A 12,604-nucleotide genomic window follows, 5' to 3' on the forward strand; every position below is an offset into this window, starting at 1 on the left:
GGGGATAGCGAACGGATCAGTTTTCCATGACTGTCTATCGGCCCGCCGGAGGGGAAACAAGTCTTGGAACTCGTCCATAGCGCCGTTTCCGCATGGCTGGCACAGCGGGGGCACCTGTTTTGCTGGACACCCGTGGCGCTGGCCGCGGGGATTGGTCTGTACTTTGCGTCGAAGGTCGAACCGACGACGAGTCATTATCTCTGGATCGGCGGTCTGGGTGTGCTGTGCATCGCCCTGGCGCTGCGGGCGGGGGCCGTGGTGTCGCCGGCTTTCTGGGCGGTGGCGCTTGTCTGCCTGGGCATCTGCATCGCCGGCGCGCGGGCGCATCTTGTCAAGGCGCCGGTGCTGACATGGCGCTATTATGGCCCGGTGGAGGGGCGCGTTACGGGGATCGACAGATCGGGGTCGGATGCGCTGCGGCTGACGCTCGATCGGGTCGTGCTGGCGCGTGTCGCGCCCGAGCGCACCCCGGCGCGGGTGCGCGTGTCATTGCACGGCGCGCAGGGCTGGCTCACGCCCGGCCCGGGGATGAGGGTGATCCTGACAGGGCACCTGTCGCCCCCGTCAGGCCCGGTCGAGCCGGCCGGGTTCGACTTTCAGCGACATGCGTGGTTCGAAGGGCTGGGCGCGGTGGGATACACGCGAACGCCGGTTCTGTTGCTTGAGCCTGCCGGGGGCGGGCAATGGCTGTTCAAGGCGCGGATGTGGTTGTCGCAGAGGGTGCAGGCGACCTTGCCGGGGGAAACCGGGGCTTTCGCCGCGGCCATCATGACGGGCGACCGGTCGGGTATCGGGCAAGACACGTTGGAGGCGCTGCGGATATCCAACCTGGCGCATCTGCTGGCCATCTCGGGGCTGCACCTGGGGTTGCTGGCCGGCGTGGTCTTCGGGGCTGTCCGGCTGGCGTTTGCGGCTGTTCCGTACCTGGGCCTGCGTCTTCCGGGCAAGAAGATCGCCGCCTGTGTCGCGGTTCTCGCGGCTGCCGGGTACTATGCGCTGTCCGGGGGTAATATCGCAACCGAGCGGGCCTTCATCATGGTCGCGGTCATGCTTTGCGCGGTGATGGCCGACCGGCGGGCCTTGTCGCTGCGAGCCGTGGCCCTGGCCGCGCTGATCGTGCTGGTCCTGCGGCCGGAAGCCATGCTGGGGCCGGGGTTCCAGATGTCGTTCGCGGCGACGACCGCCCTGGTGGCCGTCTTTGGCTGGTTCCGCGACCGGGAGATATCGCTCGGCCCGCGATGGCTGCGCCCCGCCGTGGCGGTCGCGGTCTCGTCGCTGGTGGCGGGGCTGGCCACGGCGCCCTTTGCCGCGGCACATTTCAACCAGATCGCGCATTTCGGGCTGCCCGCCAACCTGCTGAGCGTGCCGTTGATGGGGGTGCTGGTGATGCCCGCCGCGCTTGTCGCGGTGTGCATTCTGCCCTTTGGGCTGGAGGGGCTGGCGCTTTGGGTGATGGGGCAGGGGCTGGCGTGGATCCTGGGTGTTGCACATTGGATCTCGGCACTGGAAGGCGCGCGCGGCACCGTGGCGGGGCCGGGGCCGGCCGTTCTGCCGCTGATCGCCCTCGGGGCGCTCTTGTTGATCTTGTGGCAGGGGCGCCTTCGGGTTGCCGGGCTTCTACCCGTCGCGGCCGGTTTCCTGCTGTGGTGGCAGGCGGAGCGGCCGGATGTCCTGATCTCGGACAGCGGCACGCTGGTCGGGGTCATGACAGAGGAGGGGCGCGCGCTGAGCAAGCCTCGTGGTGCGGGATTCGTGGCGGATATCTGGCTTGAAAACGATGGCGACGCGGCCGTGCAGGAGGCGGCCCATGCCCGCTGGCCAGATGTGGCCGATACCGGCTGGCCCGTGTTCGCCATGTCGGGCAAGCGTGCGGCAGAGGCGTTGACCACCTGTCGGCCCGAAGACTGGGTCGTTCTGACGGCGGCCCCGGTCTCGGACCTGCCGTGCCACGTGTTCACGCCGGAAACGCTGCGCGAGACCGGCGCTGTTGCCCTGTTCCGGGAAGACGGCAAGATCCGCCAGGTCACCGCGCGCCAGGTCACCGGCGCGCGGCTCTGGAACACTCAGTAGGTGCGGATCAGGCCCACGAGCCTGCCCTGCACGCGCACCTTGTCCTCGGGGAGGACGCGGGTTTCATAGGCCGGGTTGGCGGCCTCGAGCGCGATGGCGTTGCCGTTGCGGTAGAATTTCTTGAGCGTCGCTTCCTGATCTTCGACCAGCGCCACGACGATGTCGCCGTTATCGGCGACCTCGGTCTCGCGGATCACCACGATGTCGCCATCGTTGATGCCGACGCCGATCATCGAATCGCCTTTGACTTCAAGAGCATAGTGGTTGCCCTTGCCGCTCAGCATGTCGCCGGGCACGGCGACGTTATGGCTGGCATGGGCGATGGCCTCGATCGGGACACCGGCGGCGATACGGCCCATCAGCGGAAGTTCCGCCAAGGCGGCGTGCCCGACCGGCAGGGCATTGGCAGGGGGTGTCGCCTCTGGCTTGTCGCCTTCGATCACCCGGGGCTCGAACCCGCCGGCCTTACCGCCCAGGCTTTCCGGAAGCTTCACGATTTCCAGCGCCCGCGCCCTGTGGGCGAGGCGGCGGATGAAGCCGCGTTCCTCGAGCGCGGTAATCAGCCGGTGAATACCCGATTTCGACCGCAGGTCGAGCGCATCCTTCATCTCGTCGAAACTGGGTGGCACGCCATCGCGTTGCACCCGTTTATGGATGAATTCCAGCAGATCGAGCTGTTTCTTGGTCAGCATGTTGCACGTCCTCCGTGACCATACGTTTACGTTTGTTCTACGCATGTTCCCGTTTTGTGTCAACTCTGCCAAGCAAAGTCTGTGGATAAGTCAGATCGGGATGTACTCGATCGTCTCACCCTTTGCGCGGGGCGCATCGTCGGGCGGGCGGATCATGAGGGCGTTCGCCCGGGCCAGCACCGAGAGGAGCGAACTGTCCTGCCGGTCTTCGGCGAGGATCGTGCCATCGGCGACGGTGGCGCGCATGTAATGCTCGCGCGGGCCGCCCTTGTCGATGTCCTGCGCGAGGCGGGCCGAGCGACGAGGCGCGGGGGCCTCGCCAAGGCCAAGCATCAGCCGGATCATGGGTGCAAGGAAGACGTGGCCGCAGACCATGGCCGACACCGGGTTGCCGGGAAGGCCCACCATTGCCGCCTGGCCCATCCGGCCCGCCATCAGCGGTTTGCCGGGGCGCATGCGCACCTTGTAGAAACTGCGCTCCATCCCGAGGCTGGCGGCGACATCGCCCACCATGTCATGATCGCCCACCGATGCGCCGCCGATGGTGACGACAAGATCGGCGCCCTCGGCAAGGTCGAAGGCCGTTTCGAGGGAGGCGGTGTTGTCGCGGGCGATGGGCAGAAGCCGGGCAGTGGCGCCCATCTCTTCGAGCATGGCCTTGAGGCCGAAGGTGTTGGAGGCGATGATCTGGTCCGGCCCCGGGTCTTCGCCCGGCATGACCAGTTCGTCGCCGGTCGAGATCAGCGCGACGACAGGTTTGCGGGCCACCATCACCCGCGGGATGTTCATCGCCGCCAGAAGCGCCACATCCGACGGTGTGAGGCGGCGTGGCGCTTTCATTGCGTCGCCCACGGAGAAATCGGTGCCCTTGCGGCGGATATGCGGGCCTTCGTCAAGCTGGTCGCCGAGGGTGATCGTGTTGCCTTCGCGTGCCACGTCTTCCTGGATGACGACGCGGTCGGCCCCGTCGGGGACCGGCGCGCCGGTAAAGATGCGCACGGCCTGGCCCTGGCTGAGGCCGCCCGCAAACCCGTGACCGGCCGCTGCTTCGCCGATCACGGATAACCGGGCGCCAGGCACGGCATCGGATGACTGCACGGCATACCCGTCCATCGCGGAGGCGGAAAACGGCGGCTGGTCACGCCGGGCGGTGACGGTTTCGGCAAGAACCCGGCCGCAGGCGTCCTGCAGCGGTGCGGACTCGGCCTCAAGAGGGGCAACGAGCGAGAAGAGGTGCGAGAGTGCCTCGTCGACCGAGATCATATCGCCTCGTACCGCCCTGATTTTCCACCATCTTTCAGGATCACGCGGGTGCCGCCGATCTCCATCGCGCGATCGACGGCCTTGAGCATGTCATAGACCGTCAGCGCCGCGGTGCTGACCGCTGTCAGCGCTTCCATCTCGACCCCGGTCTGGCCGGTGGTCTTGACCGTGGCTTCGATGCGAACACCGGGCAGATCGGTATCGGGCGTCAGATCGACCGTGACCTTCGTCACTGGCAGCGGATGGCAGAGCGGGATCAGCTCGGCCGTCTTCTTGGCGCCCATGATCCCGGCGAGCCGGGCCACGGCCAGAACGTCGCCCTTCTTGGCGCGGCCTTCCGTCATGATTTCAAAGGTTTCACGGGCCATCTTCACATGACCTTCGGCGACGGCGACGCGGGCGGTTACCTGCTTTTCGGAAACGTCGACCATATGCGCATGGCCATCGCCATCGAAATGGGTCAGCCCGCTCACATCATCCCCCCGGGCACGGCCTGTGCGTCGAGCATGGCCTTCGTGGCGGTCATCACGTCATCCTGCCGCATCAGGGCCTCGCCGATCAGGAAACAGCGAGCCCCGTAGCGGGCCATGTCGGCCAGGTCGTCTGAACTTGAAAGGCCGCTTTCGCAAACGACGATCCGGTCGGGCGGTACCAGCCGGGACAGGTGGCGCGACGTATCGAGCGTGGTTTCGAACGTGTTGAGATCGCGGTTGTTGATGCCGATCAGTTTCGACTGCAGGAGCGACGCGCGGTCAAGCTCCGCCTTGTTGTGCACCTCGATCAGGGCATCCATGCCCCAGCGTGTCGCGGCCGCCTCAAGCTCGGCGGCCTGCTCGTCGGTGACGGAGGCCATGATGATCAGGATACAGTCGGCGCCCCAGGCGCGCGCCTCGGCCACCTGGTAGGTGTCGTACATGAAATCCTTGCGCAATACCGGCAGGTTACAGGCCGCTCTTGCCTGCTTCAGGAACTCGGGCGAGCCCTGGAAACTGGGCGTGTCGGTCAGCACCGAAAGGCAGGCGGCCCCGCCGTCCTCGTAGGCCTTGGCCAGCGCCGGCGGGTCGAAATCGGGGCGGATCATCCCCTTCGACGGGCTGGCCTTCTTGATTTCAGCGATCAGGCCGAAGCCGACCTTGCTGGCCTGCAGCAAGGCGTCGGCAAACGGGCGGACGGGCGGCGCGGCCTCGGCCTGTGCCTCGATTTCCTGCTGGCTCGTTGCCTGCTTGGCGGCGGCGATTTCTTCGAGTTTGTAAGCCTTGATTTCCTCAAGGATCGTGGGCGTGCTCATGCGGCCTCCGATGTAACCTGGGCGAGCGTTTCGACCTTCGCCTTTGCCGCCCCGCTATCGAGGCTTTCCCGGGCAACGTCCACCCCGTCTTTCAGATTTTCCACTTTACCGGCGACAACCAGCCCGGCGGCCGCGTTGAGCAACACGGCATCGCGATAGGCGCCGGGGGCCCCGTCAAGAAGGGCGCGGAAGGCGTCTGCGTTTTCCTGCGGGGTGCCTCCGAGGATGTCCTCGAAGGGATGGACCGGCAGGCCGGCATCTTCGGGATGCACTTCCGCCTCGCGCACGCTGCCATCTTCTTCCAGGGCCGCAAGCCAGGTGATGCCGGTGATGGTCATCTCGTCGGTGCCGTCGCTGCCATGTACCAGCCAGGCCCGCTCCGACCCGAGCTTGCCCAGGGTTTCGGCCATCGGCCGGATCAGGTCGCGGGCGAAGGCGCCGGTGAGCTGGCGCTTGACCCCGGCGGGGTTGGTCAGCGGCCCGAGGATGTTGAAAATGGTGCGGGTGCCAAGCTCGGTCCGGACCGGGCCGACATGGGCCATGGCGGGGTGGTGCATGGGCGCCATCATGAAGGCGATGCCGGCTGCTTTCAAAGCCTTTTCAACGACTTTCGGGCCGACCATCACGTTGATGCCCATCTGTGTCAGCGCATCCGCCGCCCCGGATTTGGAGCTCAGGTTGCGGTTCCCGTGCTTGGCCACGGGCACGCCGGCGCCGGCCACGACAAAGGCGGTGGCCGTCGAGATGTTGAGCGTGCCCTTGCCGTCTCCACCCGTACCGACAATATCAATAGCGCCGGGCAAGCTACTGACCTTGTTGCATTTTGCCCGCATCACCGAGGCTGCGGCGGTGTATTCATCCACCGTTTCGCCCCGCGTGCGCAACGCCATCAGGAAACCGCCGGTCTGAGCCGGGGTGGCCTCGCCTTCGAAAAGACAGTTGAACGCAGCCTCGGCCTCTTCGCGGGTCAGCGCGCGGTCGGCCGCGGTCCCGATCAGGGGTCTGATATCGCTCATGCGGGTACCTTCAACATGTCGAGAAAATTCTTCAGGAGCGCATGCCCGTGCTGCGATGCAATCGACTCGGGGTGGAATTGCACACCATGGATCGGCAACTCGCGATGCTGCAGGCCCATGATGGTGCCATCTTCGAGTTCTGCCGTGATTTCAAGGCTTTCCGGGCAGGAGCTGCGCTCGACCACCAGGGAATGATAGCGCGTCGCCTCGAACGGCGATGGCAGGCCGGCGAAGAGGCCCTTGGCGGTGTGCGTGATGTGGCCCATCTTGCCATGCACGATCTCGGAATGGCGGACGACCTTGCCGCCGAACGCCTGCCCGATGGCCTGATGACCGAGGCACACGCCCAGCAAGGGCGTTTTCGTCTCGGCCGCGGCTTCGGTCAGGGCGAGGCAGATTCCGGCCTGGTCGGGGTCGCAGGGACCGGGCGACAGCAGGATCCCCGCAGGGTTCATCGCCATCGCCTCCTGCACGTTCAGGGTGTCGTTGCGCCGCACCACCACATCGGCCCCCAGTTCACCCACGTAATGCACCAGATTGTAGGTAAAACTGTCGTAATTATCGATCAGTAGCAGCATTTCGAGCATCCTGACGGGATTGGGGGGCTTTAGCCCGGGGTGTCGGTCGCGGTATACTTGTTCAGGGTTGCAAGGCACCGTCAAGGGGCGCAAAGGTAACAAGACGGCAAATAAGAGGGCAGATTTCGTGCTACGTGGGGTTTTGGGCGGTTTTCTGACGGGGACCATTCTATCGGGGCTGGCGCTCGGGACGGCGTCCGTGGTGACGTCGCTTCCGGAGCAGGCGCCGCCGGAAGCATCCGAGGTCGAGGTGCCGGCCGCCTCCGAATTCAACCAGTCGCGCGAGGATACCGAGGCAGAGATGCCCGCCGCCGACGAAACACCCAGTGCCGATGCCGCGCCCAAGGTCGAGCCGCCGGAGCCGGATGACCTGAGTTCGCTGGAAGGTGCGGATACGGCACCGGCCTCTCAGCCGCAAACGGGCAGCGCCGAAAGCACGCTGAGCTCGCCCGAGGCGCAATCCGGCAATTCCGGCGTGGACGTCGACAGTGACGAGCCGGTCTTGCCAAGCCCGCAGGCCCTGGCCCCAGAGGCGCCCGACAGCGAGGAGGGGCTCTCTATCTCGACCGAACCGGCCCAGCCGGTGCAGCCCGAGGTCGAGCAGGACAGCGGCGTGTTCCAGCCCGAAGCGGACGAGGAGCCCACGCAACCGGAGGCGCCGGAGGCAGAGGCGGCCGACGATCCGGCGGCCGATGAGACGGTGACCCAAGACGTGGGCGACCCGGCCCCCGTGGACGACGCCCCTTCAGACGGTGCGGCTGACGCCACTGAGGAGAACGCAAGCGAAGGGGAAATGGCGGCGCTGGATGAGGAGCCGGAGGAGCCCTCGGGCACGATCGGCGATCTTGCGGAGGGTGTCACCACGGACCGTCTGCCATCTGTGAGCGATGATGGCGCCGGGGCGGAGGATAATCCGCCGCCCCTGGTGAGATATGCCGCGCCATTCTCCAACCCGGAAAACAAGCCTCTCATGGCGATCGTGCTGATCGATGACGGCAGCAGCCCCATCAGTTTCGAGGCCTTGGCGGATTTCCCGTACCCGATCAGCTATGCCGTCGATGCCGACTGGCCCGGTGCGGCCGAGGCCGCCGTGAAGTACCGGGGGGCCGGTCTCGAGGTTCTGGCGATGGCCGACCTTCCGCCGGGCGCGGGGGCGACCGATGCCGAGGTGGCGATGCAATCCTATCTGGGCGCGGTGCCGGAAGCCGTGGCTGTGATGGAAGGCACGGATACCGGTTTGCAAGCGAGCCGCGCGGCGACGGAACAGCTTATCCCGATCCTGCAGGATAGCGGGCACGGGCTGGTGCTTTTTCCCAACGGGCTCGACACCGCGCAGAAGCTGATTTCGCGCGAGGGCGTGCCGGTGGTCTCGGTGTTCCGGGATTTCGACGGCGATGGCCAGGATGCGACGGTGATCCGGCGTTTCCTCGATCAGGCGGCGTTCAAGGCCGGTCAGGGAGACCAGGGCGTCATCATGGTTGGCCGACTGCGCGCCGAAACCGTCAGTGCGTTGTTGCTTTGGGGGTTGCAGGACCGGGCCGGCAGCGTGGCGCTGGCGCCGGTATCCGCTGTGCTGCGTGCGGAGCAATAGATATATAGATCAGGCGGTTACGGTGCGATCTTGTGATTGGCGTCGCGCCATTTTCCGGGTTCGAGCCCGTCAAGGCTCCAATCGCCCACATGGTATCGGACGAGGCGCAAGGTCGGGTGACCCACATGCGCCGTCATCCGCCGCACCTGGCGATTGCGCCCTTCGGAAATCGTGAGTTCGAGCCAGCAATCCGGGACGGACTTCCGATAACGGATCGGCGGATCCCGCTCCCATATGGACGGCGGAGCGATCCGTTGCACCTTGGCGGGCCGCGTCAGCCCGTCTTTCAGGTCGACACCGTCGCGCAGGGCTGCGAGAGCGGCCTCGTCAGGCTCTCCCTCGACCTGAACCAGATAGGTTTTTTCCAGCTTATGCCTGGGATCCGAAATACGGGCCTGCAGGCGGCCATTGTCGGTCAGCACGAGCAACCCCTCGCTGTCACGGTCCAGCCTGCCGGCGGGGTAGACACCGGGCAGGTCGATATAGGCGGACAGGGTCGGGCGCTTGCTGCCTTCGGTGCCCTTGTCGGTGAATTGCGACAGGACTCCGTAGGGTTTGTTGAAGAGGATCACGCGGGTCATGGCCCGGTTTACCCGGCCGGCGGGGCCAATTGAAACCATTCTTTCGGCGCAAAATCGCGCGCTTTCGGGGATACTCGAAAAAGGCGGTACCAGTTCGCCTGTTTCTTTGAGGTTGCGCCTTCATGTCGGTCGTGTTTCGCCTTCGGGTTCTGTGGGTTGCATGGTGGTACCGCGCGATCTTTGCCCGGCTGTCCGGACAGCGTGACATCATCCGTGGCAACCTGGCCCGGGTCTTTTCCGGTGAAACCGATCGCGCCCGTCGGGCGCTGGAACGGCGGATTATCGGTAACCAGGCCCGGTTCTATGGCGAGATCATGAATGCAGACCGGTTCCTGAAGGGCCTTGGCCAACCCGAGATCGACGGGCCGGGGCAGGCGCCCTTTTTCGAAGCGGTGGAGGCCGGAAAGCCGGTGATCCTGTTGACCGGCCACGTGGGCAACTACGTGGTGGGCCTTCAGATGCTGACGGCGCTCGGTATCCGGGCCGGGTTTCTTTATCGCACGCGGGGCAACGTCCTGCTCGACAGTCGCTTCGACCGGGTTCTGAGCGCGATGGGCCAGGTTGGGTTCAAGATCAGTCACCGGAAACACAGGCAGTACGAGGGAAATCTCAGGGATTTCATTGCCTTCCTGGGGGAAGGTAATCCTGTTGTCATGCTGGGGGACCATCGCGACCGGCGCGGCGCGCGCCTGCGGTTCCTGGGGCAGCGCAAGGCGCCGACGTCACTAACGCCCGCCAAGCTGGCACTGGCGCATGACGCGCCGCTCATTCCATGTTTCGTGTTGCGAAAGGGAAGGCGCAGCCGCTTTCGCGTCTACATGGCCGCGCCGATCACGCCGGGAGAGCCCAAAAAGATGATGCAGGCCTTCAACGACGTTGAAAGCGACCTGATTTTCGAGGACCCTGCGCAATGGTCATGGACGATCCGCAGATGGTGACACCCAAACTTTTGATTCACGTACCTGGCAACCTGCTCGACCGGCACGGACAAGCGGGGTTCGGTATCTACGGTCGCATCGCCCCCGACCTGCGCCGCATGGGGCTGGAGGTCGATTTCGTCGAGCGCCCGTCGACCACCGAGCTCAGCGCGTACACGAAGGAAGACTTTCACCTCGTTCATCACGGCTTCCTGCGGCGGTTCAACCTGCTCAACTGCGGGATCGCCTATGTCTGGCCGTACTGGTACCTCGATCAGCGCGGCGTGCTGTGCGACAGCTCGATGTTGAACGCCAAGCCCAGGCTTGACGGAGTGAATGGCAGGCAGGCCCGGAAGTTTCTGGATGCCCTGCAGCGCAAGACCATTGGGCGCGGCGTTTCGAAATACGATCAGCCCGAACGGACCGAACCAATCGGTCACGGCGCCATCGTGGTGTTCCTGCAAGGCCTGTCGGATCCCGTGATGCGCAGCATGCACATGATGGAAACCGAGATGCTCGACCTTGTCCTACGCCATCGGCAGGGTCGCCGGGTTCTGATCAAGCCGCATCCGAAGTTTCCCGACACGATCGCCTCGGCCCACGCGCGGATGTTGGCCGAACGCGAGCCGGAGGTGCGTGTCATCGATGCCAACATCCACGACCTTCTGGAAGGCGCTTATTGTTCAGTTTCAATATGTTCCGGGGCGTCCTTCGAAGGGCTTTTTCACCGGGTTCCGGCCATTCTCTTCGGGCGGAGCGACTTCGCTGTCTGCGCCTGGACCGTGCGCAATGCGGAGGAGGCCGAACAGGCACTGACGGAGATCGGGGAGGTGGACTTCCCGTATGAGCGCTTCCTGTTCTGGTTCCTGCGGAAGAAGATGTACAATCAGCGCGACCCGAACCTTGTGGCGCGTGTGCTGCAGCGGATCAAGCGGACCGGGTTCGACCTGATGCCGGACGGGCCTGCAGGCCCGGTGACACGGGTTCTGGGGCCTGCGGAGGATGAGCCTCCGCCTTCGCCGCTGGTGCCACTGTCAGCCAAGTCTGACGACAAAGGGCCCGGCCGGAAAGGGTGAGCCTACCCGGCCCTTAGCTGTTTCCGTCGCCGCTGAACCGGGCCGCATCGGCCGCCGCGCGGCGAATGGCGTTGGATTTGTGGACCGTCTCCATGTACTCGGCATCCGGGTCGCTGTCATAGACGACACCGCCGCCAGCCTGGATATAGAGCTTTTCGTCTTTCACCAGTGCGGTTCGCAGGGCAATACAGATGTCCATGTCGCCGCCGGCGCTGAAATAGCCCACACCACCGCCGTAGACGCCCCGTTTCTCGGGTTCGAGCTCGTCGATGATCTCCATCGCGCGGACCTTGGGGGCGCCGCTGACGGTACCGGCGGGCAGGCCGGCCAGCAAGGCCGACAGCGCGTCCTGATCGTCAGCAAGTTCGCCCACGACGTTCGAGACGATATGCATCACGTGGCTGTAGCGCTCGATGATGAATTCCTCGGTCGGGCGCACCGTGCCTATGCGGGCGACACGTCCGACGTCGTTCCGGCCAAGGTCGAGCAGCATCAGGTGCTCGGCCAATTCCTTCTGGTCCGCCAGCAGGTCTGTTTCGTGGGCGCGGTCTTCTTCCGGCGTGGCGCCGCGGGGGCGGGTGCCGGCGATCGGGCGGATCGTGACCTGCTTGTCGAAGACGCGCACGAGAATTTCGGGGCTGGCGCCCACCACCTGGAAGCCGCCGAAATTGAAGTAGAACATGAAGGGCGACGGGTTGGTGCGCCGCAGACTTCGGTAGAGCGCAAAGGGCGGCTGGCGGAAGGGTTGTGTCCAGCGCTGGCTGGGAACAACCTGGAAGATGTCGCCGGCGCGGATGTATTCCTTGGCCTTTTCGACAGCCTCGCAATAGGCCTCGCGGGTAAAGTTCGATTGCGGCGGAGCGTCCTCGTGCGCTTCGCCGAGGTTGCGGCTGGTTTGGGGCAGGGCGCGGTCGAGGTCGCGCACGGCGTCCATCACCCGCTCGGCGGCCTGGGCATAGGCCGCACGGGCCGAAAGCCCGGCGTCGGCCCATGCGGGCGCCACGACCGTGACATCGCCCTTCACACCGTCGAGCACCGCCACCACCGATGGTCGCAGCATCAGCGCGTCGGGCAGGCCAAGCGGGTCGGGGTTCACGTTCGGCAGATGCTCGACCAGGCGGATCATGTCGTAGCCCAGATAGCCATACAGCCCGGCACTGGCGGCGGGCAGGTCATCGGGGAGGTCGATCTTGCAGGCGGCGATCAGGGCGCGCAGATTTTCCAGCGGGCCGCCGTCTTCATCCTCGAAGGCGGCGCTGTCATAGCGGGCCTGCCGGTTGATGCGGCTCTTTTCGCCATGGCATTGCCAGATGAGGTCGGGCTTCATGCCGATGATCGAGTATCGTCCGCGCACTTCTCCGCCGGTCACCGATTCTAGCATGAAGGCATCCTGCGCCGCACCGGTCAACTTGAGCATCAGCGATACGGGCGTATCGAGATCTGCCGCAAGCCGGGCATAGACAACCTGGTTCTTTCCGGCTTCGTAGCCCTCGGCGAAGGTCTCGAAAGAGGGGGTCAATTCCACCTTAGGG

The 12,604-nt window shown here is 65.3% G+C and carries 12 protein-coding genes; 4 read left to right on the plus strand and 8 right to left on the minus strand.

All coding sequences use genetic code 11. The features are described from left to right. The first annotated feature begins 63 nt into the window (after nt 1–63). Nucleotides 64–2,070, plus strand: coding sequence for a ComEC/Rec2 family competence protein (locus RIdsm_RS12240; RefSeq protein ID WP_057816641.1), 2,007 nt, complete (start codon nt 64–66; stop codon nt 2,068–2,070). On the opposite strand, the gene lexA is transcribed toward RIdsm_RS12240, so the two are convergent. The 6 genes from lexA to RIdsm_RS12270 form a co-directional block, all read right to left on the minus strand. Beyond that, nucleotides 2,064–2,762: a transcriptional repressor LexA gene (gene lexA / locus RIdsm_RS12245; protein ID WP_057816642.1), complete on the minus strand. Its 699-nt coding sequence runs from the start codon at nt 2,760–2,762 to the stop codon at nt 2,064–2,066. The two genes, RIdsm_RS12240 and lexA, sit on opposite strands and share 7 nt — an antisense overlap. 90 nt (nt 2,763–2,852) lie before the next feature. Further along, nucleotides 2,853–4,025 carry a molybdopterin molybdotransferase MoeA gene (locus RIdsm_RS12250; protein WP_057816643.1) on the minus strand — a complete coding sequence of 391 codons (1,173 nt, stop codon included), beginning with the start codon at nt 4,023–4,025 and terminating at the stop codon, nt 2,853–2,855. Further along, the gene (moaC, locus tag RIdsm_RS12255) at nt 4,022–4,456 is read right to left on the minus strand and encodes a cyclic pyranopterin monophosphate synthase MoaC (RefSeq protein WP_057816735.1); all 435 of its coding nucleotides are present in this window, start codon (nt 4,454–4,456) and stop codon (nt 4,022–4,024) included. Before moaC ends, RIdsm_RS12250 begins: the two co-directional genes overlap by 4 nt. Before the next feature lie 38 nt (nt 4,457–4,494). Next, nucleotides 4,495–5,313, minus strand: a complete 819-nt coding sequence (gene trpC / locus RIdsm_RS12260; protein ID WP_057816644.1) for an indole-3-glycerol phosphate synthase TrpC — start codon at nt 5,311–5,313, stop codon at nt 4,495–4,497. Continuing rightward, entirely contained in the window at nt 5,310–6,329 is a 1,020-nt protein-coding gene (trpD, locus tag RIdsm_RS12265) for an anthranilate phosphoribosyltransferase (RefSeq protein ID WP_057816645.1), read from the minus strand. Before trpD ends, trpC begins: the two co-directional genes overlap by 4 nt. Next, nucleotides 6,326–6,907 carry an anthranilate synthase component II gene (locus RIdsm_RS12270; RefSeq protein ID WP_057816736.1) on the minus strand — a complete coding sequence of 194 codons (582 nt, stop codon included), beginning with the start codon at nt 6,905–6,907 and terminating at the stop codon, nt 6,326–6,328. The genes trpD and RIdsm_RS12270 overlap by 4 nt, the downstream gene beginning before the upstream one ends. Nucleotides 6,908–7,106: 199 nt before the next feature. On the opposite strand from RIdsm_RS12270, the gene RIdsm_RS12275 reads away from it, so the two are divergent. Beyond that, the gene (locus RIdsm_RS12275; RefSeq protein WP_236553235.1) at nt 7,107–8,498 is read left to right on the plus strand and encodes a divergent polysaccharide deacetylase family protein; all 1,392 of its coding nucleotides are present in this window, start codon (nt 7,107–7,109) and stop codon (nt 8,496–8,498) included. Between the two features lie 17 nt (nt 8,499–8,515). On the opposite strand, the gene RIdsm_RS12280 is transcribed toward RIdsm_RS12275, so the two are convergent. Continuing rightward, entirely contained in the window at nt 8,516–9,079 is a 564-nt protein-coding gene (locus RIdsm_RS12280; RefSeq protein WP_057816738.1) for an rRNA large subunit pseudouridine synthase E, read from the minus strand. Between the two features lie 122 nt (nt 9,080–9,201). On the opposite strand from RIdsm_RS12280, the gene RIdsm_RS12285 reads away from it, so the two are divergent. Together RIdsm_RS12285 and RIdsm_RS12290 are read left to right on the plus strand one after the other, a co-directional pair. Continuing rightward, nucleotides 9,202–10,017 (plus strand): lysophospholipid acyltransferase family protein, encoded by an 816-nt coding sequence (locus RIdsm_RS12285; protein WP_057816646.1) that lies wholly within the window; start codon nt 9,202–9,204, stop codon nt 10,015–10,017. Further along, a complete protein-coding gene (locus RIdsm_RS12290) occupies nt 10,011–11,072 on the plus strand; it encodes a hypothetical protein (protein WP_143100354.1) in 1,062 nt (353 codons plus the stop codon). The genes RIdsm_RS12285 and RIdsm_RS12290 overlap by 7 nt, the downstream gene beginning before the upstream one ends. Nucleotides 11,073–11,085: 13 nt before the next feature. Here the strand turns inward: RIdsm_RS12290 and trpE are convergent, their stop codons facing one another. Next, nucleotides 11,086–12,597, minus strand: coding sequence for an anthranilate synthase component I (gene trpE / locus RIdsm_RS12295; RefSeq protein WP_057816648.1), 1,512 nt, complete (start codon nt 12,595–12,597; stop codon nt 11,086–11,088). Nucleotides 12,598–12,604 lie beyond the last annotated feature (7 nt).

The sequence above is a fragment of the Roseovarius indicus genome, assembly GCF_008728195.1.
Classification (GTDB): domain Bacteria; phylum Pseudomonadota; class Alphaproteobacteria; order Rhodobacterales; family Rhodobacteraceae; genus Roseovarius; species Roseovarius indicus.

Coding starts and splice junctions, on each gene's coding strand:
- lexA (WP_057816642.1), bottom strand. CDS start 2,762: ATGCTGACCAAGAAACAGCTCGATCTGCTGGAATTCATCCATAAACGG.
- RIdsm_RS12250 (WP_057816643.1), bottom strand. CDS start 4,025: ATGATCTCGGTCGACGAGGCACTCTCGCACCTCTTCTCGCTCGTTGCC.
- moaC (WP_057816735.1), bottom strand. CDS start 4,456: ATGGTCGACGTTTCCGAAAAGCAGGTAACCGCCCGCGTCGCCGTCGCC.
- trpC (WP_057816644.1), bottom strand. CDS start 5,313: ATGAGCACGCCCACGATCCTTGAGGAAATCAAGGCTTACAAACTCGAA.
- trpD (WP_057816645.1), bottom strand. CDS start 6,329: ATGAGCGATATCAGACCCCTGATCGGGACCGCGGCCGACCGCGCGCTG.
- RIdsm_RS12270 (WP_057816736.1), bottom strand. CDS start 6,907: ATGCTGCTACTGATCGATAATTACGACAGTTTTACCTACAATCTGGTG.
- RIdsm_RS12280 (WP_057816738.1), bottom strand. CDS start 9,079: ATGACCCGCGTGATCCTCTTCAACAAACCCTACGGAGTCCTGTCGCAA.
- RIdsm_RS12285 (WP_057816646.1), top strand. CDS start 9,202: ATGTCGGTCGTGTTTCGCCTTCGGGTTCTGTGGGTTGCATGGTGGTAC.
- RIdsm_RS12290 (WP_143100354.1), top strand. CDS start 10,011: ATGGTGACACCCAAACTTTTGATTCACGTACCTGGCAACCTGCTCGAC.